The 22,267-nt window shown below is 70.5% G+C and carries 25 protein-coding genes and 1 pseudogene; 13 read left to right on the forward strand and 13 right to left on the reverse strand.

Features of this window, described 5'->3' with window-relative positions:
* Position 1 precedes the first annotated feature (1 nt).
* Complete coding sequence (locus V8690_RS04750; protein WP_338776051.1) at positions 2 to 400, reverse strand: nuclear transport factor 2 family protein; 399 nt, start codon at positions 398 to 400, stop codon at positions 2 to 4.
* Between the two features lie 105 nt (positions 401 to 505).
* Here V8690_RS04750 and V8690_RS04755 point away from each other — a divergent pair, with 105 nt between their 5' ends.
* Both V8690_RS04755 and V8690_RS04760 read left to right on the forward strand, forming a co-directional pair.
* A complete protein-coding gene (locus tag V8690_RS04755; RefSeq protein WP_338776052.1) occupies positions 506 to 874 on the forward strand; it encodes a helix-turn-helix domain-containing protein in 369 nt (122 codons plus the stop codon).
* A gap of 54 nt (positions 875 to 928) precedes the next feature.
* The gene (locus tag V8690_RS04760) at positions 929 to 1,453 is read left to right on the forward strand and encodes a CGNR zinc finger domain-containing protein (RefSeq protein ID WP_338776053.1); all 525 of its coding nucleotides are present in this window, start codon (positions 929 to 931) and stop codon (positions 1,451 to 1,453) included.
* A gap of 13 nt (positions 1,454 to 1,466) precedes the next feature.
* Here V8690_RS04760 and V8690_RS04765 read toward each other — a convergent pair whose 3' ends face one another.
* The 5 genes from V8690_RS04765 to V8690_RS04785 all read right to left on the reverse strand — a co-directional run bounded on the left by V8690_RS04765 (position 1,467) and on the right by V8690_RS04785 (position 5,172).
* Entirely contained in the window at positions 1,467 to 2,384 is a 918-nt protein-coding gene (locus tag V8690_RS04765) for an AEC family transporter (protein WP_338776054.1), read from the reverse strand.
* Positions 2,381 to 2,527, reverse strand: a complete 147-nt coding sequence (locus V8690_RS04770; protein ID WP_338776055.1) for a hypothetical protein — start codon at positions 2,525 to 2,527, stop codon at positions 2,381 to 2,383. The genes V8690_RS04765 and V8690_RS04770 overlap by 4 nt, the downstream gene beginning before the upstream one ends.
* A gap of 129 nt (positions 2,528 to 2,656) precedes the next feature.
* The gene (locus V8690_RS04775) at positions 2,657 to 3,646 is read right to left on the reverse strand and encodes a pirin family protein (protein ID WP_338776056.1); all 990 of its coding nucleotides are present in this window, start codon (positions 3,644 to 3,646) and stop codon (positions 2,657 to 2,659) included.
* A 145-nt stretch (positions 3,647 to 3,791) separates the two neighbouring features.
* Complete coding sequence (locus V8690_RS04780; protein ID WP_338776057.1) at positions 3,792 to 4,259, reverse strand: MarR family winged helix-turn-helix transcriptional regulator; 468 nt, start codon at positions 4,257 to 4,259, stop codon at positions 3,792 to 3,794.
* A gap of 328 nt (positions 4,260 to 4,587) precedes the next feature.
* Positions 4,588 to 5,172, reverse strand: a complete 585-nt coding sequence (locus V8690_RS04785; protein WP_338776059.1) for an XRE family transcriptional regulator — start codon at positions 5,170 to 5,172, stop codon at positions 4,588 to 4,590.
* A gap of 117 nt (positions 5,173 to 5,289) precedes the next feature.
* Here V8690_RS04785 and V8690_RS04790 point away from each other — a divergent pair, with 117 nt between their 5' ends.
* From V8690_RS04790 to V8690_RS04800, 3 genes are all read left to right on the forward strand, one after another.
* Positions 5,290 to 6,126, forward strand: coding sequence for an EamA family transporter (locus V8690_RS04790; protein WP_338776061.1), 837 nt, complete (start codon positions 5,290 to 5,292; stop codon positions 6,124 to 6,126).
* Between the two features lie 65 nt (positions 6,127 to 6,191).
* A complete protein-coding gene (locus V8690_RS04795) occupies positions 6,192 to 6,899 on the forward strand; it encodes a phenylalanine--tRNA ligase beta subunit-related protein (protein WP_338776062.1) in 708 nt (235 codons plus the stop codon).
* 25 nt (positions 6,900 to 6,924) lie between these two features.
* On the forward strand, positions 6,925 to 7,584 hold the full coding sequence (locus tag V8690_RS04800; RefSeq protein ID WP_338776063.1) for an FMN-binding negative transcriptional regulator: 660 nt from the start codon (positions 6,925 to 6,927) through the stop codon (positions 7,582 to 7,584).
* Between the two features lie 15 nt (positions 7,585 to 7,599).
* On the opposite strand, the gene V8690_RS04805 is transcribed toward V8690_RS04800, so the two are convergent.
* Positions 7,600 to 7,980 (reverse strand): hypothetical protein, encoded by a 381-nt coding sequence (locus V8690_RS04805; protein ID WP_338776064.1) that lies wholly within the window; start codon positions 7,978 to 7,980, stop codon positions 7,600 to 7,602.
* Positions 7,981 to 8,107: 127 nt separating this feature from the next.
* Positions 8,108 to 9,823: an IlvD/Edd family dehydratase gene (locus V8690_RS04810; RefSeq protein ID WP_338776065.1), complete on the reverse strand. Its 1,716-nt coding sequence runs from the start codon at positions 9,821 to 9,823 to the stop codon at positions 8,108 to 8,110.
* Between the two features lie 81 nt (positions 9,824 to 9,904).
* On the opposite strand from V8690_RS04810, the gene V8690_RS04815 reads away from it, so the two are divergent.
* Positions 9,905 to 10,912 (forward strand): alcohol dehydrogenase catalytic domain-containing protein, encoded by a 1,008-nt coding sequence (locus V8690_RS04815; RefSeq protein WP_338776066.1) that lies wholly within the window; start codon positions 9,905 to 9,907, stop codon positions 10,910 to 10,912.
* A gap of 38 nt (positions 10,913 to 10,950) precedes the next feature.
* On the opposite strand, the gene V8690_RS04820 is transcribed toward V8690_RS04815, so the two are convergent.
* Positions 10,951 to 11,862, reverse strand: a complete 912-nt coding sequence (locus V8690_RS04820; protein WP_338776067.1) for a LysR family transcriptional regulator — start codon at positions 11,860 to 11,862, stop codon at positions 10,951 to 10,953.
* 72 nt (positions 11,863 to 11,934) lie between these two features.
* Here V8690_RS04820 and V8690_RS04825 point away from each other — a divergent pair.
* Together V8690_RS04825 and V8690_RS04830 are read left to right on the forward strand one after the other, a co-directional pair.
* Positions 11,935 to 12,297 (forward strand): annotated as a pseudogene (locus tag V8690_RS04825) (RidA family protein); the annotation flags it as partial.
* Positions 12,280 to 12,717: an antibiotic biosynthesis monooxygenase gene (locus V8690_RS04830; RefSeq protein WP_338785254.1), complete on the forward strand. Its 438-nt coding sequence runs from the start codon at positions 12,280 to 12,282 to the stop codon at positions 12,715 to 12,717. The pseudogene V8690_RS04825 and the gene V8690_RS04830, both read left to right, overlap by 18 nt.
* A 22-nt stretch (positions 12,718 to 12,739) precedes the next feature.
* Here V8690_RS04830 and V8690_RS04835 read toward each other — a convergent pair whose 3' ends face one another.
* On the reverse strand, positions 12,740 to 14,467 hold the full coding sequence (locus V8690_RS04835; RefSeq protein WP_338776068.1) for a SpoIIE family protein phosphatase: 1,728 nt from the start codon (positions 14,465 to 14,467) through the stop codon (positions 12,740 to 12,742).
* A gap of 230 nt (positions 14,468 to 14,697) precedes the next feature.
* On the opposite strand from V8690_RS04835, the gene V8690_RS04840 reads away from it, so the two are divergent.
* A complete protein-coding gene (locus V8690_RS04840) occupies positions 14,698 to 15,198 on the forward strand; it encodes an ATP-binding protein (RefSeq protein WP_338776069.1) in 501 nt (166 codons plus the stop codon).
* A gap of 62 nt (positions 15,199 to 15,260) precedes the next feature.
* Here the strand turns inward: V8690_RS04840 and V8690_RS04845 are convergent, their stop codons facing one another.
* The gene (locus V8690_RS04845) at positions 15,261 to 16,772 is read right to left on the reverse strand and encodes an MFS transporter (RefSeq protein WP_338776070.1); all 1,512 of its coding nucleotides are present in this window, start codon (positions 16,770 to 16,772) and stop codon (positions 15,261 to 15,263) included.
* Positions 16,773 to 17,000: 228 nt separating this feature from the next.
* On the opposite strand from V8690_RS04845, the gene proP reads away from it, so the two are divergent.
* Positions 17,001 to 18,497, forward strand: a complete 1,497-nt coding sequence (gene proP, locus V8690_RS04850; RefSeq protein ID WP_338776071.1) for a glycine betaine/L-proline transporter ProP — start codon at positions 17,001 to 17,003, stop codon at positions 18,495 to 18,497.
* Positions 18,498 to 18,527: 30 nt separating this feature from the next.
* A complete protein-coding gene (locus V8690_RS04855; RefSeq protein ID WP_338776072.1) occupies positions 18,528 to 19,226 on the forward strand; it encodes a 2-phosphosulfolactate phosphatase in 699 nt (232 codons plus the stop codon).
* Positions 19,227 to 19,298: 72 nt separating this feature from the next.
* Here the strand turns inward: V8690_RS04855 and V8690_RS04860 are convergent, their stop codons facing one another.
* Positions 19,299 to 19,955, reverse strand: a complete 657-nt coding sequence (locus V8690_RS04860; protein WP_338776073.1) for a DUF5701 family protein — start codon at positions 19,953 to 19,955, stop codon at positions 19,299 to 19,301.
* Positions 19,956 to 20,110: 155 nt separating this feature from the next.
* On the opposite strand from V8690_RS04860, the gene V8690_RS04865 reads away from it, so the two are divergent.
* The gene (locus V8690_RS04865) at positions 20,111 to 21,061 is read left to right on the forward strand and encodes a phosphotransferase (RefSeq protein ID WP_338776074.1); all 951 of its coding nucleotides are present in this window, start codon (positions 20,111 to 20,113) and stop codon (positions 21,059 to 21,061) included.
* Between the two features lie 20 nt (positions 21,062 to 21,081).
* Here V8690_RS04865 and V8690_RS04870 read toward each other — a convergent pair whose 3' ends face one another.
* Positions 21,082 to 21,534: an Lrp/AsnC family transcriptional regulator gene (locus V8690_RS04870; RefSeq protein ID WP_338776075.1), complete on the reverse strand. Its 453-nt coding sequence runs from the start codon at positions 21,532 to 21,534 to the stop codon at positions 21,082 to 21,084.
* A 111-nt stretch (positions 21,535 to 21,645) separates the two neighbouring features.
* On the opposite strand from V8690_RS04870, the gene V8690_RS04875 reads away from it, so the two are divergent.
* Positions 21,646 to 22,263: a LysE family translocator gene (locus V8690_RS04875; protein WP_338776076.1), complete on the forward strand. Its 618-nt coding sequence runs from the start codon at positions 21,646 to 21,648 to the stop codon at positions 22,261 to 22,263.
* Positions 22,264 to 22,267 lie beyond the last annotated feature (4 nt).

Consider the following 22,267-nt stretch of genomic DNA (forward strand, 5'->3'; position numbering starts at 1 on the left):
CTCAGGCGCCGTAGAAGGCGTCCTCGGCCTCCTGGTCGGCGGAGAAGAGCCACACCTCCACGATCTTGTCGCCCACGACCCGCAGCACGTCCACACCGTCCATCGACATCTCCCTGCCGTCACACTTGGCGGAGAAGTGGACGGGGATCGCGACCAGATCACCGTTGATCATGGGTGCGCCGGTCAGCGACAGATCGAACGTGCCCTGCGTGGCGGTCATCTGGGCACCGAGGAACTCCCCCACCGCCGCCCCGCCACGGTGGCTGCCGGAGAAGCGGTGGGCACCGGGCTGGTGCCAGACGATGTCGTCGGCGAACATGCCCGCGACAGCGGCGAAGTCCTTGGCGGACACCGCGTCTACGTAGCGGTTGGCGACGGCAAGCGTGGTGGTGGGCTCCATGATCGATTCTCCTCGGTTGAGTCCAGTCGAGTACTTCCTGCTGAAGCCCTATACTCACCATCGGTAACCAGTCACCTCAACGTAACCAATGGGGAGATGTGACGCATGCCACAGCATCCGGCCTTCGATGTCATGACGGCGACCTGCCCGTCCCGCACCTCGCTCGCCCGCATCGCCAACAAGTGGACGGCCATGGTGGTCATCGCTCTCAGCGCCGGACGCATGCGCTTCCGGGACCTGCGCACCACCGTCGAGGGCATCAGCGCGAAGGTCCTCACCGAGACACTCCGGGACCTGGAACGCGACGGTATCGTCACCCGGCACGTGTACGCCGAGGTCCCGCCGAGGGTCGAATACGAGCTGACCGCACTGGGGCGCACCCTGCACGCCCCGCTCCAGGCGTTGGGCCACTGGGCCGAGGAACACATCAGCGAAGTACTCGCGGCGCGTGAGAGCTACGACGCCCGCCAGTAATCCGCCCGCAGGCAGGCCCTGGCCCCCACGGGAACCCTGTGCTGCAATGGTCAAGTGCAGTTTGAGCATGACAACATGGTCGGGGTTCACCTGGCCGTAGCCCTGGTGAACCTCGATGGCAGTGGGTCATGGCTGCCTGAGGCACTGGAACGGGTGCTGCGAGAGCACCAGATCCGTCGTCCGCGTGTCACCGGCTCCACGTGCCGGGAGATCAGGGACTGGTCGCGGCGGATGAGGCCGGTCTTCGAGGCGTCCTCGCAGACCGAGCGGTGTCAGAACATCAACACCCTGCTCGCGGACGGCGCCAGGAGCGTGTATCTGACCACACACGACGACCTGCGGCCCCATCTGCACTTCGCTCCGGACGCCCAGGACCTCCAGAGCCGCGTGAAAGCCGTGACCGCCGGAGGTCTGGCCATTTTCGCCATGGAGGCCGAGGGGAAACGGCTGGGCGTATGCGCGCTGGACTCCTGCCGGACCGCTTTCGTCGACACCAGCCGCAACGGCCGCCGTGCCTACTGCTCCGCCCGCTGCGCCAACACCGACGCGGTCCGCCGCCACCGCGGCAGGCAACGGTAGCGCCGGGTCGGGGCTATGCCGGGACCAAGGCCACGACGAGCGGGACAGCGGCTGTGCCCAGGAGTGTTTGTGTGGCGGTGATCCCGGCCATCAGCGGTGCGTCGCCGCCGAGTTGCCTTGCCAGGATGTACGACGACGATGCCGTGGGCAGGGCCTGGAAGAGCACGGCGATGAGCAGCGCGTGAGAACCCAGGCCGAAGAACCGGGCGGCCAGGAACGTAGCGGCGGGCATGAGCGCGAACTTGGCGGACGAGGACGTGAGGATCGGCGCCGCCCATGATCGTGCGGCGCCGAAGCGCAGAGCGGCACCGATGCAGAGCAGACCCAGCGGCATCGAGGCGGCCCCCAAGGCCTGGAGCGCTGGTGCGATGCCCGGCGGCAGGCTCAGATCGAGTGCCTGAAGGAGGATGCCTCCTGCGCAGGCGAGGATGAGCGGGTTGGTCACGAGTTGTCTGACGACGCCCGAGAACTGAAGGCGCGCTGTCCCGAACCACGCGAAGACCAGCACGCACAGCACATTGACGGTGGGCACGATCGCCGCGTTGCAGACCGCGGCGATCGCAACGCCCTTGGTGCCGAACAGGCCGGCGGCGATCGTCACACCGATGTAGTTGTTGAACCGGATACTGCCCTGGAAGACCGAGGTGAAGGCATCGCCCTTCAGCCGCATCAGGGGCTTGCAGGCGATGACCAGCACGGCCACTGCCAGCGTGGAGGCGATCAGCGCGCCGGCCAGGGCCCCCACCGGCAGGTCGTCGGTGTCGGCGGTCGCCAGGCTGTGCAGGAACAGGGCCGGCAGCAGCACGCGATAACTGAGGCGCTCGGCTTCGGACCAGAAACTCTCCGCTGTGATCATCGATCGCTTGAGCGCGTAGCCCAGCGCGATCAGCAGGACGACCGGAACGAGCGCCTTCACGGTCAGTGCGATCACGCCGAGATCCCGTCCAGCGTGGCGACGACGATGCGGCAGCCCTCTCCCAGGGCGTAGATGCCGGTGGCAAGGGAGAGCCGCCGGTGGTCGCGCGCGCTGCCCGGGACGGTCGCGCATCCCGCTTCGAGGGTCATGCCGTTCATGCCGACAGGCTGACGTAACCCCGCTAGGCAGGACAACCATTACAGACCCTGGGCCGAACATCGGCCGACCGCCCTTGATGCATCAACTGTGCTCGGGACATCGGCTCGTGATGTGCCTTGCGCGGAAGGTCAGCGACGCGGGGGATTCCGGCGCGGGGTGATGACGGCGTTCGGCAGGGCCGGCGCGGGAAGACGGCCCCCGGGATAGCCCTCGACGGCACCGAATCGGCCGGAGGACGCCTCCCAGTCCGCCCGGGCCCGGACGATGTCCTGGTGGTTGCGTCCGATGAAGTTCCACCACATGACGATCTCCTCCTCGAAAGGAGGGCCCCCGAGCAGGATCACCCGCGCTGGACCGTCCGATTCGTTCACCGCCGTCAGGGCGTCGGCACCGCAGGGCACGTAGCCGAGTTCGGCCGGGCGCAGCACGGTGTCGATCAGGCGGACGTCTCCGCTGTCCACGAGAAGGCCGTGCTCGAAGGCGGTGTCGACGGCGAGGGTGAGCGCCGCACGCGGTTCGAGGGTGATCTCGGCACCGACCAGAGGAGTGAAGGTCCGCACCGGGGAGGTGCTTCCGGCGAGCGAGCCCAGGAAGACCCTGATCTCGGCCCCATCGGTCCGCACCGGCTCGGGAACGTGGTGCTGGAAGTCCCGATCGGCGTTCCGGTGCTCCTCGGGCAGTGCCACCCACAGCTGGACGCCATGGAGGACGGTGGTGCGCGACGTGGAGACCTCCGAGTGGGCGATCCCGTACCCGCCCGTCATGAGGTTCATCTCGCCGGGCCGGATCAGCGCGACGGTGCCGAGGCTGTCGCGATGCTCGACCTCCCCACTGAACAGCCAGCTCACCGTCTGGAGGCCGGTGTGCGGATGCGGCGGTACGTCCATGCCGCCGGTCGCGCGGACGTCGGTCGGGCCGTAGTGGTCGGCGAAGCACCAGGCGCCGATCAGCGTCCGGCTCCGCTGGGGCAGCGTCCGCCGCACGCGCATGGCACGTGGGCCGCCCAGGGGCACCTGCCGCGCCGACAGCACCTCGACCTCGGCAGCTCCGGTCCCCCGCCCGTCATCGACCAGGGCGCCGCACCTCAACTCCGGAGGCGCGGTTTCCACGTTGCTCACCGGGACCACCTTCCATCCACTTCAGTTGTTGCATCAACTACCATGTCACAGGGGCAGGCCGCAAGCCATACGCGCCCGGCGTGCGGACCGGCCTCCGGCAGTCCTCAGCCGCGCATCACGCCGCCCCGCCGGACGTTCCACTCGGTCAGGACGCGCCCTCGTCCAGCTTGCCCACAACGCGTTCGGAGACGTCGGTCAGCACCCGCAGTTCCGCCGGCGTGACATGATCGAGGAACAGCTCCCGCACCGCCTCGACATGGAGCGGGGCAGCGGCCTCGATCGCCGCGCGTCCCGCCTCCGTGATCGCCACGAAGGCGCCGCGCCCGTCGTCCGGACACTCCTCCCGCACCACCAGCCCCCGCCCGGCCATCCGCGCGATGTGATGGGACATCCTGCTCTTCTCCCACTCCAGCGCACGGGCCAGATCCTGATAGCGCTGCCGGCCCTCCGGCACATCCGTCAGATGGACCAACACCGCGAAGTCGGCAGCCGACAGCTTCGACTCCGCCTGGATCAACCGCGACAACCGGCCCCAGAGCTTCTCGTGCAACCGGACGAAGCTCCGCCACGCGTGCTGCTCCTCCGGCGTCAGCCACCGCACCGTCTCTTCCATGACGGAAGTGTAAACGTAGTTGACAGTTCATCGAACTGCGACGATCCACCGCTTAGCGGGCCGGCCATGCCCAGTCAGTCCACATGCCGCACGTACGTGCCCAGCAAGACGGGCATCCGGTCGTCGTCCAGCGGGAGAAGCTCGCGAGTGTCCTCCAGTGTCGACCAGACCACGTGCCGCAGGCCCGCGGCTTGGCGGCCCGGCCCAGGACCCCGATCTGAGACGGATAGACCCATCCGGATCGACACGTCCACGGCACCACCAAAACCACGGATAGGGCAATCCGATTGCCGACTGATCCACAGGAGCGACCGGCCGCTCCTGCGGATCAACTCGCCGGGGCGGGACCGGGAGGCAGATGGACCGTCATGATCAGGTGGCAGGTCTCGGCGCCGGAGCCGCGGTAGGTGTGCGGGGTGTCGCCGTCGAACTGGGCGGTCTGGCCGGCCTCGACGGCGTGCTCGGCGCCGTCGACGATCAGGGCCATCCGGCCGGAGGTGACGCTGACGGTTTCCACGACGCCGGCCTGGTGGGGGTGGCTGGGGTACTCCTCGTCCGGTTCCAGCCGCCAGCGCCAGATTTCGACCGGCGCCGGTCCTGAGGTGGTCAGCATCAGCCGGGCCTCACCGCCCCGCTCTCCGGCCCACAGGGGAGCCACGGCCTCGGCGGAGACGACACGGACGCGACCTTCGGGCGATCCCTGCATCAGGGCGGACACCGAGATGCCGAGGGTGTCGGCCAGCCGGACCAGGGTGGCCAGGTTGGGGTTGCCCTGGGCCTTCTCCAGCCCCACCAGGGCGCCTTTGCTGACCTGGGCGCGCCGGCTGAGTTCCTCCAGCGTGAGGCCCGCGCGGATGCGGGCCGCCCGGACGTTGTGCGCGACCGTTCGCAGGGCAGCGGCTGTCTCGGCCACCTGATCACCATCCTTGCAGCTGGAACATTCGACTGCACCGTCCGGTCGTTTGGTTGACATCGGACGGTCGTTCTGTTGTACGGTCTGGTCGTTCCAATGAATGGTAAGGGATGTACTGTGATCGCTCTGCTGCTGGCGCTGGGCAGCTCGCTCGCCTACGGATGCGCCGATTTCCTCGGCGGCCTCGGCGCCCGCAAGGCTCATGTGCTGCGCACGGTGATGATCGCGGCCCCGGCGAGCCTCGCGGTCGAGCTGTTGCTGTGGCCGGTGCTCGGAGCCTCGTTCAGCGCCGGCGCCCTCGGCTGGGGTGCCGCGTCCGGGGTCGCCTCAGCCGCCGCCTTCGCCCTGCTCTACCGCACGCTGGCGATCGGTCCGATGAACGTGCTGTCGCCCGTGACCGCGCTGGTGTCCGCCGCACTGCCCGTCGGTGTGGGCCTCTTGCAGGGCGAGCACCTGGCCGCCGCGGGGCTGGTGGGGCTGCCGCTCGCACTGGTGGCGGTCGTGCTGGTCAGCGCCGGCCACGGCGCGGGGTCGGCACGCCCCTCCCGTACGGCGCTGCTGCTGGCCTTCGGCGCGGGCGCCGCCATCGCCCTTCAGCTGGTCTGCCTGCACCATGCGCCCTCCGACAGCGGCGTGGCCCCGCTGATCGTCGGCCGGACGGTCTCCTCGGCCGTCACTCTGGCCGCGGCGGGGCTGATGCGCCGCAAGCTGGGCACCGAGCGGCCCGCGTACGCCCTGTCGGCAGCCGCGGGTGCGCTGGACTCCGTGGCGAACCTGCTGTTCCTGCTGGCCGCCCGCAGCGGGGACCTCGCCGTCGTCGCCGTGGTCACCGCCCTCTACCCGGCCGGTACCGTCCTGCTGGCCCGAGGCGTGCTCGCCGAACGGATCCACCGCGGCCAGCTCGTCGGCCTCGGCACCGCCGCCGTCGCGGTCAGCCTGCTCGCCCTGACCTGAGCGGCCCCGCACCTGTGCATCACCGGACCAAGGCCCGCCCCGACGCGAGAAACGGAAAACCCGCCATGCCCACCTTCCATCTCACCCCCGCCGTCGCGGAGGCCTTCCCCGACACGCTCATCGCCCTGGTCACCGCCACCAGCCTGCGCGGCCACGAACCCTGGCCCCACACCGCCACCGCCGTGGCGGACCTGGAGCGGCAACTCGCCGACGGCACCTGGCAGCCCGCCGGCGAGACCGACCCGCGCATCGAGGCCTGGCACACCGCCTACCGCTCCTTCGGCACCAACCCCCGCCGCATCCGCCCCAGCGTCGACGCGCTCGGCCGCCGCCTCGCCAAGAAGGGAAGCCTGCCGCGCATCAACCCGGCCGTCGACTCCTACAACGCCGTCTCCGTCCGGCACGGTCTGCCCGCAGGCGCCTTCGACCTGACCCACGTCGCCGGGGACGTCGCCATCCGTTACGCGGAGGGCACCGAGTCCTTCACCCCGCTCGGCGAACCCGGCAGCATCGAGCACCCCAAGCCCGGCGAGATCATCTACGCGGACGCCACCGGCGTCCTGACCCGCCACTGGAACCACCGCGACGCCCACCGCACCCGCGTCACCGAGGAGTCCACCCACGTCGCCTTCGTCCTCGAAACCCTCCACGCCACGCGCGACGGCGACCTCCTCAAGGTCGCGGCGGACGAGTTGCAGGGCCTGCTCGCCCCGCATGCCGCGCAGACCGCCGTGTACTACCTGAGCCCGGCCGGGCCCCGGGCCACCACCTGAGCCCCGACCGTACGAAAGGCTGCCCATGTACCTCCCCAAGCACTTCGTCCCCGACGAAGCAGCGGTCCGTGACCTGCTCGCCAACCACGGCGCTGCCGACCTGATCACCATGACCCCCGAGGGCCTGGTGGCCACCCTGCTGCCGTTCGAGTACGACCCGGACGCCGGCGAACACGGCGCCCTCATCGGCCACATGGCACGCGGCAACGACCAGTGGCGCCGGCCGGTGCGGGGCGAGGCCATGGTGATCGTGCGCGGGCCCGATGCCTACGTGACGCCGTCGTGGTATCCGGCCAAGGAGGAGCACCACCGGGTGGTGCCGACCTGGAACTACATGACCGCGCACGTGTACGGGCAGTTGGTCGTGCACGACGACCCGGCCTGGATCGAAGGCCAGATACGCCGCTTGACCGACCGGCACGAAGCCGGGCGCGCCGAACCCTGGTCGGTCGACCAGGCCCCGGCGGAGTTCGTCGAACGGCGACTGCGCGCCATCGTCGGCGTCGAGGTGGCCATCAGCCGTGTCGAGGCCAAGTTCAAGCTCAGCCAGAACCAGCCGCAGAGCACCATCGAGGGCATCGTCGCGGGCCTCGAAGCGCGCGACCGGGCCGACGACGCCGCGGTCGCGGCAGCGGTACGCGCCCACAACCCGCACGCCGACCGGGCCGGTCGTCGCGAGCGCTGAAGCGAGAGGGGCTCCTCAGCCGGTGTCTGTGCCCGAGAGTCTCCTGGTGACGAGGCCGAGAGCGTGGGCGAGTTGTTCGCGGTGATCGTTCAGCACCTCGGGGGTGATGCCCCGGCCGGCCGTTTCCCGGGCGAACTCGTCGGCGGCGACCTTGAGTACGGCGTTCGTGCTGGCTGCCTGCACACGTACCTCGAACGTCCCGGGCGGCATGCCCATGCGTTCGGCGAGCACCTCGGTGAACGTCTCTTCCGCGCGCTCCCGGAGCACGAGGTAGGCGGCGCGCAGCGCGGGTTCGTCATGGGTCATCCGGACCACGGCGAGAACGGCCTCGACGTCCTCGCCGGATGAGGAGTCGAGGACGGGCTGGTAGGCCGTGCGCAGGTGATCGATCGCCACGCTGGCCCGCCGTCTGCCCGGTCTGCGGCTCGCCAGGGAACTGGACGGGCTGGAGGTGCGCACCACCCTCACCGGTGGGGTCACGGAGCTGCCCGTGACGTGGTGACTCCCGCGAAGTGATCTGTCGTCAGTGTGACTCGCGGGTCACCTCGGAGCCGCTGGAGCCGACGAGGAAGTCGAGGTCGGCTCCGGTGTCGGCCTGCAGGACGTGGTCGACGTAGAGGCGTTGCCAGCCGCGCCGGGGTCTGGCGAAGCCGGTGACGGTGGCCGTGTCGGGGGTTCGGCGGGCGAGTTCACCGTCCGGCACGTCGACGTCGATACGGCGGGCCTCGACGTCGAGGCTGATGACGTCCCCGGTCCGTACGAGGGCGAGGGGGCCGCCGGCCGCGGCCTCGGGGGCCACGTGCAGGACGACCGTGCCGTACGCGGTGCCGCTCATCCGGCCGTCGCAGACCCGGACCATGTCGCGGACGCCCTGGGCGAGGAGCTTCTTCGGCAGGGGCATGTTGGCGACCTCGGGCATGCCCGGGTAGCCCTTGGGGCCGCAGCCGCGCAGCACGAGGACGGAGTCGGCGTCGACGTCGAGACCGGGGTCGTCGATCCGGGCGCGGAAGTCCTCGATGCTGTCGAAGACGACGGCCCGGCCCCGGTGCCGGAGCAGGTGCGCGGAGGCGGCGGCCGGTTTGATGACGGCCCCGCGGGGTGCGAGGTTGCCGCGAAGGACGGCGATGCCGCCCTCGGCGACCAGCGGCTCGGCGCGGGTGCGGATGACCTCGCCGTCCCAGATCTCGGCGTCGTCGAGGTAGTGGGCGAGCGGCCTGCCGGTGACGGTCAGCGCGTCGGGGGCGAGCAGGTCGCGTACCTCGCGCAGAACGGCGAGCAGGCCGCCGGCGCGGTGGAAGTCCTCCATGAGGAAGCGACCGGCCGGCTGGAGGTCCACCAGGACCGGTACGCGGGAGCCGATACGGTCGAAGTCGTCGAGCGACAGGTCGATGCCCAACCGGCCCGCGATGGCCAGGAGATGGACGACGGCGTTGGTCGAGCCGCCGATGGCGGCCAGCGCGACGATCGCGTTGCGGAAGGACGCCTCGGTCAGGAACGTCGCGGGCCGCCGGTCGGCTCCCACCATGTCCACCGCCAGCCGGCCGGTGTGGTGCGCGGCCTCCAGCAGCCGGCTGTCGGGGGCGGGGGTGCCGGCCGTACCGGGGACGACGGTGCCGAGTGCCTCCGCCACCAGCGCCATCGTCGAGGCCGTGCCCATCGTGTTGCAGTGTCCGCGGCTGCGGATCATCGCCGACTCGGAGCGGGTGAACTGTTCCTGGGAGAGCGTGCCCGCGCGGACCTCCTCCGACAGTTGCCAGACACCGGTGCCGCAGCCCAGCAGGCCCCCGCGGAAGGTGCCGTTGAGCATCGGGCCGCCGGGGACCACCACCGCGGGCAGGTCCACCGAGGCCGCCGCCATGAGCAGCGACGGGATCGTCTTGTCGCAGCCGCCGAGCAGGACGACGCCGTCGACGGGGTTGGCCCGCAGCATCTCCTCCGTGGCCATCGCGGCCATGTTCCGCCACAGCATGGCGGTGGGCCGCACCTGGGTCTCGCCCAGCGACACCACGGGCAGGTCCAGCGGGATGCCGCCCGCCTCGTACACGCCGTTGCGCACCGAGGCCGCGACCTCGTCCAGATGCGCGTTGCAAGGAGTCAGGTCCGAGGCGGTGTTGGCGATGGCGATCTGCGGCCGGCCGGTGAAGGCGTCGCCGGGGACGCCGCGCCGCATCCATGCCCGGTGGATGTAGGCGTTGCGGTCCTGTCCCTCGTACCACTGCGCGCTGCGGAGTCTCTCCATGGAGCCCTTCCCATAGACGGTACAGCGGTCTAGATTCCGGAACGTCATGAAGCATAAGCAGACGGTCGAGCGAGCGACATGATGCGCGCGTTCGTCCTGACCGGTCCCGGCGCGTACGAGGTCCGGGAGATTCCGGCGCCGGTGGCCGGCCCCGGTGAGGTCGTCGTCGACGTCGAGCGGGTCGGTGTGTGCGGCACCGATGTGGAGTTCTTCACCGGCGCGATGGCCTACCTCCACCAGGGCCACTCCGCCTACCCGATGCGGCCGGGCCACGAGTGGGCCGGGCGGGTGGCGGCGGTCGGTGACGGTGTCGATCCCGCCTGGCTCGGCCGCCGTGTCATGGGCGACACCATGCTCGGCTGCGGCAGCTGCCGCCGCTGTCTGCGTGGCCGACAGCATGTGTGCGAGCAGCGGCGGGAGGTCGGCATACGCGGGGGCATGCCCGGGGCGCTGGCGGAGCAACTCGCCGTACCCGCCTTCTCGTTGCACGCCCTGCCCGACTCCGTCGACGCCGTGCTCGGCGCGCTCGTCGAGCCCGGCGGCAACGCCCTGCGCGCCGCTCGGGCCGCCGCGGCGGCGCGCGGGAACCGTGCCCTGGTCATGGGCCCGGGGACGATCGGGCTGCTGGTGGCGATGTTCCTGCGCGCGGCCGGTGCCGAGGTGCACCTCATGGGGACCACCGAGAGCTCCCTCGCCTTCGCCCGCTCCCTGGGCTTCGAGCACGTGTGGCCGGAGGACTGCGTGCCGGACGTGCCCTTCGACGCGGCCGTCGACGCCTCGAACGCCGCCCGGCTGCCGGATCTGGCCCTGGAGCTGGTCGAACCCGGGGGCCGCCTCGTGTACATCGGGCTGGCCGGCGAGCCCAGCAGGATCGACACCCGCGCACTCGTCCTCAAGGACGTGACCGCGACAGGCGTCCTGTCCGCCTCCCCCGGCCTCGACGCCACCATCCGGGCGTACGCCGCCGGATCGGTCGACCCCAGACCGCTCGTCGCCGCCACCGTGGGCCTGGACGAGGTGGGCCCCGTCCTCGCCGGCGAACGCCCGCCCGGCTCCGGGCCCGGGCCCAAGATCCATGTCCAACCCTGAGGGGGCATCGCCAACTGCCGACGGATCTCTGACTCAGGTCACTGAGGCCTGTCCGGCAGATCTTGGCTGATGGTCGCCAACAGGCTGGTGACCAAGGGATTATGGTCGTTCTCGCGCCAGGCGACGGCCACTCGTGTGCGGGCGGTGCCGGGTTCGATCCTGCGGAAGGCGACGCCTTTGAGGCGGATGCGTCGGATGCTCGCCGGGGCCAGGGAGACGCCCAGACCGGTTTCCACGAGGGCGCACACGGTTTGCCACTCCACCGCGTGCTGGATTACCTGCGGTGTGAACCCTGCTGCGGTGCACAGGCCGATGATCTGGTCGTGCAGTGGCGGGCCGACCGTGCGGGGCAGCAGCACGAAGGGCGAGTGCGCCAACTGTGCAAGCCGCACGGTCCGTTGGGTGGCCAGAGGATGAGTGGACGGCAGCACGGCCACGAACGGCTCGCTGAGTACCGTTCTGAAGCCGAGCTCTGTCTCGTCGGTGGGCGGTTCGCGCAATAGACCGATGTCGATCGCCTTGTCATGCAGGGCGGCGATCTGCGGAGCGGTGGTCATCTCGTGGATGTCCAGGTGCACGCCAGGAAACTGGTGACGGAAGGTGCGCAGCAGGCCGGGCAGGACCGTCAGAGCGAGGGAGGCGGCGAAGCCGATCCGCAGGCGGCCGGCCCGGCCACTGCCGATGGCCCGGGCTGCGGCCAGGCCGTCCGCGAGGTCGGTGAGTGCCCGCCGGGCGGCGGGCAGCAGTTCGCTGCCGGCTGGGGTGAGGGTGACGCGCCCTGGGGCGCGGGTGAACAGCGCGTGGCCGACCTTGTCCTCCAAGCGGCGGATCTGCTGGCTCAGCGGCGGCTGGGCGACGCCCAGGCGGGCGGCCGCGTGGCCGAAGTGCAGTTCCTCTGCGAGCACGACGAACGCGTGCAGCTGCGGCAGGGGGAGTTCGGGGCGCTCCATACGCCTAGAGATATCAGGTCATGCATGCGCCCGTATTAGACGTATCGGTGCCGCACATTTAGCGTTCGGCGCATGACAGAGCGACGCGCGATCCTCAGCGGCTCGGCCTTTGAGGAGCAGATCGGCTATGCCCGTGCTGTGGTCGACGGCGACTGGGTGCATGTGTCCGGGACGACCGGGTTCGACTACGCCACCATGACGATCTCCGACGACGTGGTGGAGCAGGCCGAGCAGTGCCTGCGCAACATCGAGGCCGCACTGGCCGAGGCGAAGTGCACCTTCGCCGACGTGGTGCGTGTGCGCTACCTACTGCCCGATCGCGAGGACTTCGAACCCTGCTGGCCGGTCCTGCGCCGCTGCTTCGGCGACGTTCAGCCGGCCGCCACGATGCTCATGTGCGGTCTCGCCGACCCGCGGATGAAGATCGAAATAGAGGTGTACGCGCGGCGCCGCATCCCGCCTTACGGTGGCGCCCCGAGCAGTCACTCGGAAGCGCCTGTCGTGCCCGTCGAGGCTTATGAACCCCCCTACTACGTGGCTGTCTTCACTACGGTGCGAACCCAGGACCAGAGCGGCTTCAGCGAGACCGACGCACGCATGGAAGACCTGGTGAAGGACGTCCCCGGGTACCTGGGGATGGACCACGCGCAGACTCCTGGCGGGCTGGGCATCACGGTCAGCTACTTCCGCGACGCCGACGCCCTCACGGAGTGGCGGAAAAACGCCGAGCACCGCGCGGCACAAAAGCGCGGGCGAGCCGAGTGGTACCAGAGCTACACGCTGCATGTGGCGAAAGTGGAGCGGAGCCATGGGTTCACGCGAGCGCACGTCCCGCAGAGCCCGACGGCAGGCTGACCGAGCTGCCCAGACTCCAAGATCATCCTGTGGTGGAAGGTGTGCGCAGGGCCAGGAGGGCGACGTCGTCCTCGTTGTCGGCGGGGCGGACTCGGCGCAGCAGGTGGTCGGTGAAGGAGGCGAGGGGGCGGTGCGCGAGGGCGGCGGCGTGCCGGCGCAGTCGGTTCAGGCCCTCGTCGAGGCTTTGGCCGGGTGCTTCGATCAGGCCGTCGGTGTACAGCACGAGGGTGGATCCGGGCGGGAGCAGGGTCGTGGCGTCGGGGCGCGGGGTGCCGGCTCCGACGCCCAGGAGGATGCCGTGTCCGTCGGTGAGATAGCGCGCCAGGCCGTCGCGGCTGATCAGCAGGGGCGGCGGGTGGCCCGCGTTGGTCCAGGACAGCTGCCACTGGCCGTCGTCGTCCGCAGCTTCGATCCGGGCGAAGATCATCGTGGCCATGTCGACGTCCGTGATGTGCTGGAGGGCCTCGTCGAGCCGTGCGACGATCCGGCTGGGCGGTTCGTGCTGGGACCAGGCGTAGGCGCGGAGCATGTTGCGCACCTGCGCCATGCCGGCCGCCGCCTCCAGGTCGTGCCCGACGACGTCCCCGATGGCCAGGGCAGTGGATCCGTCGGACATGGGGAAGGCGTCGTACCAGTCGCCGCCGACCTGTGAGGCGTCGGGTGCGGGCAGGTAACGGACGGTCATCTGGAGGCCCGGAACCCCCGGCATCTGGGGCAGCAGATGGTTCTGCATGGTCTCGGCGACCTTGCGCTGGCGCTGGTACAGGCGGGCGTTGTCCAGGGCGAGGCCGGCCCGGCGCGCGATGTCCTCGACCAGCGGGAGATCGGCGGTGGTGAAGGCGACCGGGTCCTCGTTCCGGCCCAGGGTCAAGGCCCCCAGGACCGAGCGGGTGCTGCGGATGGGCGTGATGGCCGCCGAGTGCATTCCCGTGGTGTCGAACAGCCTGCGTTGCTCGACCGCGAGGCCGGAATCCGGTTCGCGCCGGTAGGTGTCGGGCCCGGTCACCGTGGAGGCCACGCCGCGCAGGGCTCTGGACAGGGGCATCGGGGATGCCTCCGGGACGGGCGACATCGGGCCCTGAAGGTCCTCCCGGCGCACCAGAGTGCCGCCGTCGGCGTGGACGACGGCGGTACGCCACACTTCGTCGTGCTCGGTGATCAGATCGATGATCACCCAGTCCGCCAGCCGGGGCACGACCAGGCTCACCAGGCGTTCCAGCGCCTCGTCGACGTCGAGCGTGGAGGTCAGCCGCGTGGTGACGTCGGCCAGCAGGGCCAGCCGTTCCAGCTCGGGCAGCGGCCGGCCCGTCGGCTCCGGCGGCGGGCCGCTTCCCGGCGTGTGTTCGACGGGGTGGAACAGCACGAGCGTGCCGGCTCCGGCGTCGCCGATGTCGTACGGGGTGATCAGCCAGGCGATGGGCAGCAGGGAACCGTCTCCGCGTGCGAAGTGGTCCTCCTCGGCCTGGGCGGTCCGCCCGGCGTGGAAGGCCTGCCGCATTCCGCACCGGGCCCTGGGCAGCGGCCGCCCGTGGGCGTCCCGGTGCAGCAGGTCGTGCGCGTCGTGACCGAGCAGGTCCTCGGCGGACCGGGCCAGCACGTCCCGGGCGTGGGTGTTGACCGCGAGGATGCGGCCCTCCTCGTCCACGACGTAGGCCCCGGTTCCGATGGCGTCCAGCCTTCGGGTCAGCGAGGTGCCGAGTACGGCCACGGACCGCTGTTCGGCGGCCTCCGTACGCTCCGGCCCTGCCATGTCGTCTCCTCCTCGCTGATCGGCCGCCCGTGCCGGCTGTCGGCCCGTCCCCCGTGTGATGCCTCCCGTGTGCCCCGTGGCGTCGAAACCAGCCCCCGCGTGCTGTTGCCGCCGGGAGCGGCTTGTCGGGAACGCCCGGTGGCCGCCCTGGTATGTGTGGTCCGCGCGCGGGTAAACGCAGGGCGACAGAGCGGCCCCGGCAGGGGCGAACACAACGAAAGAGCATCCGTATGGTCCTCCCGCTTGGGAAGCAGGCGGCAGATCGACCGGGCGCGGACGAGCACGCCACGCTGCGTTTCGGCGCGGCGTGGGGCGACGGCGCGGCAAGCGCCGTCGACGCGCGCCTGGCCCTGCGCGCCTTCCTCACCCACGGCCCGCACTCCGCCCCCGCCCCGTTTCCGGCCTCTCTGGCCGTGGACGCCGAACTCGTCGTCAGCGAACTGGTCACCAACGCCATCCGGCATGCTCCTGGGCCCTGCGAACTGATCCTGCGGCTGTTTCGGGGGCAGCTGGCCATCACCGTGTGGGACACCTCGGCTGAGCAGCCCACGGTGTGCACGGGTGACCGGTTCCGCGTCGGCGGCCACGGACTGCGCCTGGTGCACACGGTCAGCGACCGGGTCGCCGTGGCGCCCCGGGCCAGGGGAAAGCAGATCACGGCCTACCTGCGGCTGGCCTCGCACCACCACGCGAGTGCCGGTGCCGGCAGATCCGTACTGGCCGCCGGCTGACCCTGTCCCCGTGTCCCCGGAGCCGGCCGGCGGTCCCAGTACTCGACGGGCGTCCCGCGGAATCAGGTCTGCCGGGCGTGTACGGGGCTGTTGGCGACATCCTCCGGGCATGTCCCGTGCCGCTGTCGCGTCCGCCGGTCGCGCCTCCAGTGGGACATGGCCAGGGCCAGCGAGGCCAGTATGCCGAGGAGGGCGGCGCCCAGTGCGGTGGCGAGGGCGCCGCGGTAGTCGTCGCCGCCGCCGAGCACCAGGTAGAAGAGTCCGGGCAGGGCGGCGGTGCCCACCGCGGCGCCGAGCCGCTGTCCCGTCTGGAGGGCCCCGCCCGCCGCGCCCGCCATGTGCACGGGCACGTCGCGCAGCGTCATGGTGATGTTCGGCGAGATCACGCAGCCGCTGCCCACGCCGCCCAGGAACAGCACCGGGGCGGTGACCCAGGGCGCGATGTCGAGGGGCGCGAAGCGGAGCAGCAGCGCAGTGCCGCCCAGGCCGGCGATCACGGCAGTGAGGCCGCCGACGGTGAGCATCCGGCCGAGCCGGTCCACCAGCCGGCCGGCGACCGCGGCCGCGCAGGCCGAGCCGAGGGCGAAGGGAGTCACGGCGAGGCCGGACCGGAGCGGGGAGAAGCCCAGGCCGTCCTGGTAGAAGAGCGCGAAGACCAGCCAGACGCCGCTGAAGCCGATGAAGTAGAGCGTGCCGACGCCGGCGCCGACGGCGTAGCCGCGCACGGTGGTGAACAGGCGCGGGTCGAGCAGCGGCTGGGTGTCCCGCTCGACGAGGCGACGCTGCCACCGGGCGAAGCCGAAGAGGATCGCGGCACCGGCGAGGAACATCCACCACAGCCCGCCGAAGCGGCCGGAGCCCGCCTGGACCAGCGGATACATCAGCGCGAGGACGCCGAGGCCGAGGAGCAGGACGCCGGGCAGGTCCACGTGTTGCCGGCCGGACCGCCGGGTGCGGGGCAGCAGGCGGCGGCCGAGGAGGACGGCGAGGATCCCGATGGGCACGTTGACGTAGAAGATCCACCGCCAGCCCTGGTCGCCGGCGGCCAGGGCGAGGATCACGCCGCCGGCGAGAGGGCCGATGGCGGACGATATGCCGACGGTGGCGCCGAAGAAGCCGAAGGCACGGCCTCGTTCGGCACCGCGGAACATCTGCTGGATGAGCGCGGAGTTCTGGGGAGCCATGAAGCCGGCCGCCAGGCCCTGTGCGAGGCGGGCCACCACCAGCAGCGTGATGCTGGGGGCCGCCCCGCAGGCCGCGCTGAAGACCACGAAGCCGCTGAGGGCCAGCAGGAAGATGCGGCGCCGGTCCAGCGCGTCTCCGAGGCGGCCGGCGGTGACGAGCGCGAGAGCGAAGCTGAGGGCGTAACCGGACACGACCCACTGCACCTGCGTGGGAGAGGCGTCCAGGCCGCGCTGGACGGAGGGCAGGGCGACCGCCACGATCGAGACGTCCAGCAGGCTCATGAAGCCGGCCACCAGGGTGACCCACAGGGCCCGCCACCGCCGCGGATCCGGCTCGTGTCCGGCCTCCTGCGCGCCCTGGTTCCAGTCGCCCGCCGCTGACGCCGTCACATGGGGCTCCTCTCACCGGGTGGGCACCTCAGGTGGGCACCGGCGAACCAAGTTCCCCGTCCGGGGCACGGACACACCACAGCCGGCAGGCAGCGCGGGTCTCACCCAAAGCACCCGGCCGTCACTCGCCGTAGCCACGCGGGTGCCGCGCGAAGGGGTTCGTTTGAGCGCGCGAGATCTGTGCAGGCGTGGTGGTTGGGATAGACGACCGGCGAAAGGAACGACGAAATGGCGGCGCCCGACAACGACGAGTCGGTGGATCCCGCAGCCGTGAGACGACACCGGGTGCTGTTCCGGGCGATCGAGAAACGACGCCACCCGAAGCTGCGCCGCAGCGACATCACCGTGACCGACGAGGCGGCGGTCAAGCGCGCCACGAAGGCCGCCGCCCTCGGCAACGCGATGGAGTGGTACGACTTCGGCATCTACAGCTATTTGGCCGCGACCATCGGGAAGGTGTTCTTCCCCTCGGGGAACGACACCGCCCAACTGCTCAGCTCCTTCGCGACGTTCGCGGTGGCCTTCCTGGTGCGTCCCCTCGGCGGAATGGTTTTCGGGCCGCTCGGCGACAAGGTCGGCCGCAAGCGCATCCTCTCTCTCACCATGATCATGATGGCGGTGGGGACCTTCGCCATCGGCGTCGTCCCCTCGCACGCCGTCATCGGTCTCTGGGCCCCGGCTCTGCTGATCTTCTTCCGGCTGGTGCAGGGCTTCTCGACCGGCGGGGAGTACGGGGGCGCCTCGACTTTCATCGCGGAGTATGCGCCGGACAAACGGCGTGGCTTCTTCGGCAGCTTCCTGGAGCTGGGCACGCTCGCCGGCTACGTCGCGGCCTCCGGCCTCGTCGTCGTCCTCCAGACCCTCCTCAGCGACGACCAGATGCTGGCGTGGGGCTGGCGCATCCCCTTCCTGGCGGCGGCACCGCTCGGCTTCATCGGCCTCTACCTGCGGCTGAAGCTGGACGAGACGCCCGCCTTCCAGAAGCTGGAGGGCGGCCACGTCAAGGCGAGCGAGGCGGCCGAGGCCGTGGAGACCTCGGCCGCCGCCGACCTCGGCAAGATCTTCACGCGGTACTGGCGGCCGCTGCTGCTGTGCCTCGCGCTGGTCGCGGCGTACAACATCACGGACTACATGCTGCTGTCGTACATGCCGACGTATCTGTCCGACGAGCTGGGCTACGGGACCAACCACGGGCTGCTGATCCTGCTGCTCGTGATGGTGCTTCAGATGTGCGTCATCAACCAGGTCGGGCGGTTGTCGGACCGCTTCGGGCGCAGGCCGCTGCTGGTGGCGGGGATGCTCGGGTTCCTCTTCCTGTCCGTCCCGTCCTTCCTGCTCATCCGGCAGGGCAGTGTCGTCCTGATCGCCCTGGGTCTGCTGCTGTTGGGGCTCTGCCTGGTGACGATGCTCGGCACGATGTCGGCGGCGCTCCCGGCGATCTTCCCCACGCACGTCCGCTACGGCTCCCTCTCGGTCGCCTACAACCTGGCCACATCGATCTTCGGCGGTACGACTCCCCTGGTGATCACCGCTCTGATCAGCGCCTTCGACTCGACTCTCATGCCGGCCTACTACTCCACTGGTGCAGCGGTCATCGGCGTCATCGCCGTGCTGTGCATGAAGGAGACCGCCAACAAGCCCCTGGCCGGCTCCCCGCCGTCCGTGGAGACCAAGGCCGAGGCCGCGGAGATCGTCGAGGCGCAGGCCCCTCGGCCCAGGTTCTGACCGCCGTTCGGAGGAAGCAAGAATGGTGTGATGGACCATCACTTCGTCGGCATCCCCGAGTTGACCGGCGTTCCCCGTGTCGCAGTCGTCATCGACGTCATGCGCGCCTTCACCGTGGCCGCCTGGGCCTTCTCGCGTGGCGTCGAGAGGATTGTCCTGGCCTCGACGGAGAGTGAGGCGCTCGCCTTGAAGGAGAGCCGCCCGGACTGGCTGGCCCTGAAGGACGGAGCTCCAGCAGCGGGCTTCGACGCGGTGAACTCACCCGGCTTGCTCAGGTCATGTGATTTCGCTGGCCGCACCCTGGTGCAGAAGACGACGGCAGGAACCGTGGGCGCGCTGGCCGTCGCGGACGCGCCGCTGGTCTTGTGCGCGAGCTTCGTGGTGGCCGGACCGACCGCGCGGTTCCTGAAGACCAAGGATTCCGGTCCGGTGACGTTCATCGTCACCGGCGAGGGAGGCCAGGCCGACGAGGACCTGGCCTGTGCTGAATACATTGGTCGATGCATGGCCGGAGGCGATGTCGAGGCGGCCCCGTATCTCCACCGCGCGAGGACTTCTCGTGCCGCGTCAGACCTCGCCGGTGGGCTGCGGAGCGGATACCACCCGGACGATGTCGATCTCTGCCTGGAAATCGACAGGTTCTCCTTTGCGATGGTGGCCCGCCGGGAAGAGTCTCTGACGGTGCTTCGTCCCGTGGCGGTGCCTGACATCACGTCCAGTACGCGCTGACCTCGTCGCCCTCACCGCGGGCCGGCCGCCATCCACCTGGTGCGGGCAGTGACGGCCTGCCGACGCCCGGGACTAGGACCTGCGGCCTGTCGTGGAGGCGAAGCCCAGCCAGGTGTGACGGTTGTTCCACCAGCACCAGCCGACCTTCGGGGCGTTGAGGCGCTCGCGGCCGTCGCGCCCGGTGCCGTTGCTGATCCAGATCGCCGGGGTGCGGGCGTCCAGGCTGCCGTTGGTCTTGCGCAGCCGGGACCCGATGGTCATGAAGCAGCGGTTGCGCTCCAGGACCGCGGGCTCCTGGAGCACCCAGTGGATGCCCTCGGTGAGCAGCAGCGGGGTGCGGTCGTCCTTGGTGAGGGCGGGCAGTGCCTCCTCCGGGCTCCAGTTGCCCATGTGGTCACCGCGGTCGACGCCGGTGACGACGTAGAGCGGGGCGTCGGGCAGCTCGACGGCGCAGGGCGTGAATTCGTCGACGTCGGGCATGTCGACGACTACGAAGCCCGGTTTGCCGTCACGGCGCAGCAGCGGCGCGAGGGCGGAGGCGGGCGCAATCTCATGGTGCACGGCCAGCAGGGCGCCCTCGCCGTCGGCCTCGGCGGCGAACGTACGGATCTCGTCGGCGGACAGCCCGGCGATCCCGTGCACCCCCAGCTCGATAAGCCGCTCGGCCTGCGCGCTCAAGGCCGGGAGTGCGGGGAGGACGGTGGACGTGTCGTGCGCGGTGTAGGGCACGATGCTCCCATGGTCGGTGACGTGGGCGAACTCATGTGCAACGAGTCGGTCTGCGGGGACGTTCCCGGCCTGGCACCTCCGTGCCCTTCGCCGCACGTGTCCGGAGGTCGTTCAACCCGCCGCACCGCGGTGAGCGGCGTGACACCATCGTCGGCATGGAAGGGTTCCTGACCTCTGATCAGATCGACGCCCGTACGTCCCGTGCTCTCGCCGCGGCCGTCGCCGCGGGTCGCGATCTGGGGCTCACGGTGACCGACGCGAGGGTGCTCTACGACGTGTTCTCCGTCGTGGTCCACCTCTCTCCGTCGCCCGTGGTGGTGCGGGTGCCGACCGTCCTGCCGTCGTACTCCGGCCCCGAGTTCCAGGCGGCGCGGCAGCACCTGGAACTCGATGTGGTGGGGTGGCTCGCGGAACAGGGGCACCCGGTGATTCCGCCGAGTCCGCTCGTGCCACGGGAGCCCGTGCAGCGGGACGGTTTCTCGATGACGTTCTGGCAGTTCGTCGAGCTGGATCAGAGCGTCGAGCCCGACTACGTGTACAACGCCGGCCTGGTCGCCGACCTGCACGTCGCGCTGCGCGCGTACCCGGGTGAGCTGCCGTTCCTGTCGGCTGCCGAACCGCGGTTCGTCTCCGAGGGACTTGCCGCGCTGGAAGGGCGTCCCGACCTGCTGGACCCGGCCGACCTCGACCGCGCGCGGCGCGAGTGGGAGATCCTGGAACCCGTCATCAACTCACGCGCGGGATTCGAGGCGGCGTTCCCCGGCGTCGAGTTCCAGCCGATCCACGGTGACTCCCCCGCGGCCAACATCGTCTCCGGCAAGGGCGGCGAGCTGTACTCCGACTTCGAGCTGACCACGTTCGGACCGGTCGAGTGGGACCTGGCGGCTCTCGGCCCCGCATGCGAGGCCGCCTACAACGCGGCCGCCGAGCGCCGGGGTCTGCGGCGGCTGGACGAGGGTGTGCTGCGCGTCGTCAACGCCGTGGGCATGTCCCGCGCGGTGGCGTGCCTCGCACTCGCACCCCAACTGCCCATGCTCGTGGATGCGTTGAAGCCGGCCGTCGAACAGTGGCGGTCGATGCCGTTCGCCGGCGGTCTGGGCGGCTGAGCAAGGGGCGGCGGCGCTGCTCACTCGGGCAGGGGCCGGTCGTCGACGACGTGCTTCATGACGAGGGTGGAGTTCAGGCGCTGGACGCCGGGCAGTCGGGCGAGCTGCTCGTCGTAGAGCTGCTGGAAGGCGGCCAGGTCGGTGGTGGCAACGCGCAGGAGGTAGTCGGGGTCGCCGAACAGGCGCTGGGCCTGGAGTACGTGCGGGACGGCGGCGACGCCTTCCTCGAACGCGGAGACGGTGTCGGCGTCCTCCCAGCGCAGGGTGACGAAGACGAGCGCCTCGAAATTCAGCCCCACGGCGGCCGGGTCCACGACGGCCCGGTAGCCGCGGATCGCGCCCTCGCGTTCGAGGTCGCGCAGGCGGCGGTGGCAGGGCGAGACGCTCAGTTTTACGCGGGCGGCCAGCTCGGTGACCGTGAGACGGCCGTCCAGCTGTAGCTCGGTAAGAATTTTCCGGTCCAGGGCGTCCATGGAGAAGATTTTGCCCCAGACAGCGCGATCAAGGAGTAAAGAAGGGAACACTTTCGGGCTGATCCGGCCTAGCGTTCCTCTCGCGAAAAGGCACGTGAGAGGGACCGATCGATGGACACGACGACGCTGGCGGCATTCCTGGCAGTGGATCTGCTGCTGGTGTTCACCCCCGGCGCGGACTGGGCCTATGCGATCACGGCGGGGGTCAGGGGCCGGTCGGTCGTGCCGGCGGTCGCCGGGCTGGTGGCCGGTTACGCGGGATACACCCTGCTCGCGGTCGCGGGCCTGGTGGTGATCGTGGCGAACTCGGCGGCCCTGCTCACCGCCCTGACCGTGGCCGGGGCCGGCTACCTGGTGTGGCTCGGCTGCGGCGTGCTCAGGCAGCCGGCCGTCCTGACAGCCTCCGAGGACGAGGTGGGCTGCTCCCGCTTGCGGATCATGCTCAAGGGAGCCGGGATCAGCGGACTGAACCCGAAGGCGCTGCTGCTGTACTTCTCGCTGTTCCCGCAGTTCATCGACCCCGCGGGCGGCTGGCCGGTCGCCACACAGACCGGCTTGCTCGGCACGCTGCACATGACGGCCTGTGCCGTCGTCTACCTCGCCGTCGGAGTCCTGGCCCGCACCGTCCTCAAGACCCAGCCCACCGCGGCCCGGGCGGTCACGCGCGTCTCCGGCGCACTGATGATCGCCATCGGAGGGGGCCTGCTGGCACAACGTCTGACCGGCTGACGAT

Source organism: Streptomyces sp. DG1A-41, from assembly GCF_037055355.1.
Lineage (GTDB): Bacteria > Actinomycetota > Actinomycetes > Streptomycetales > Streptomycetaceae > Streptomyces.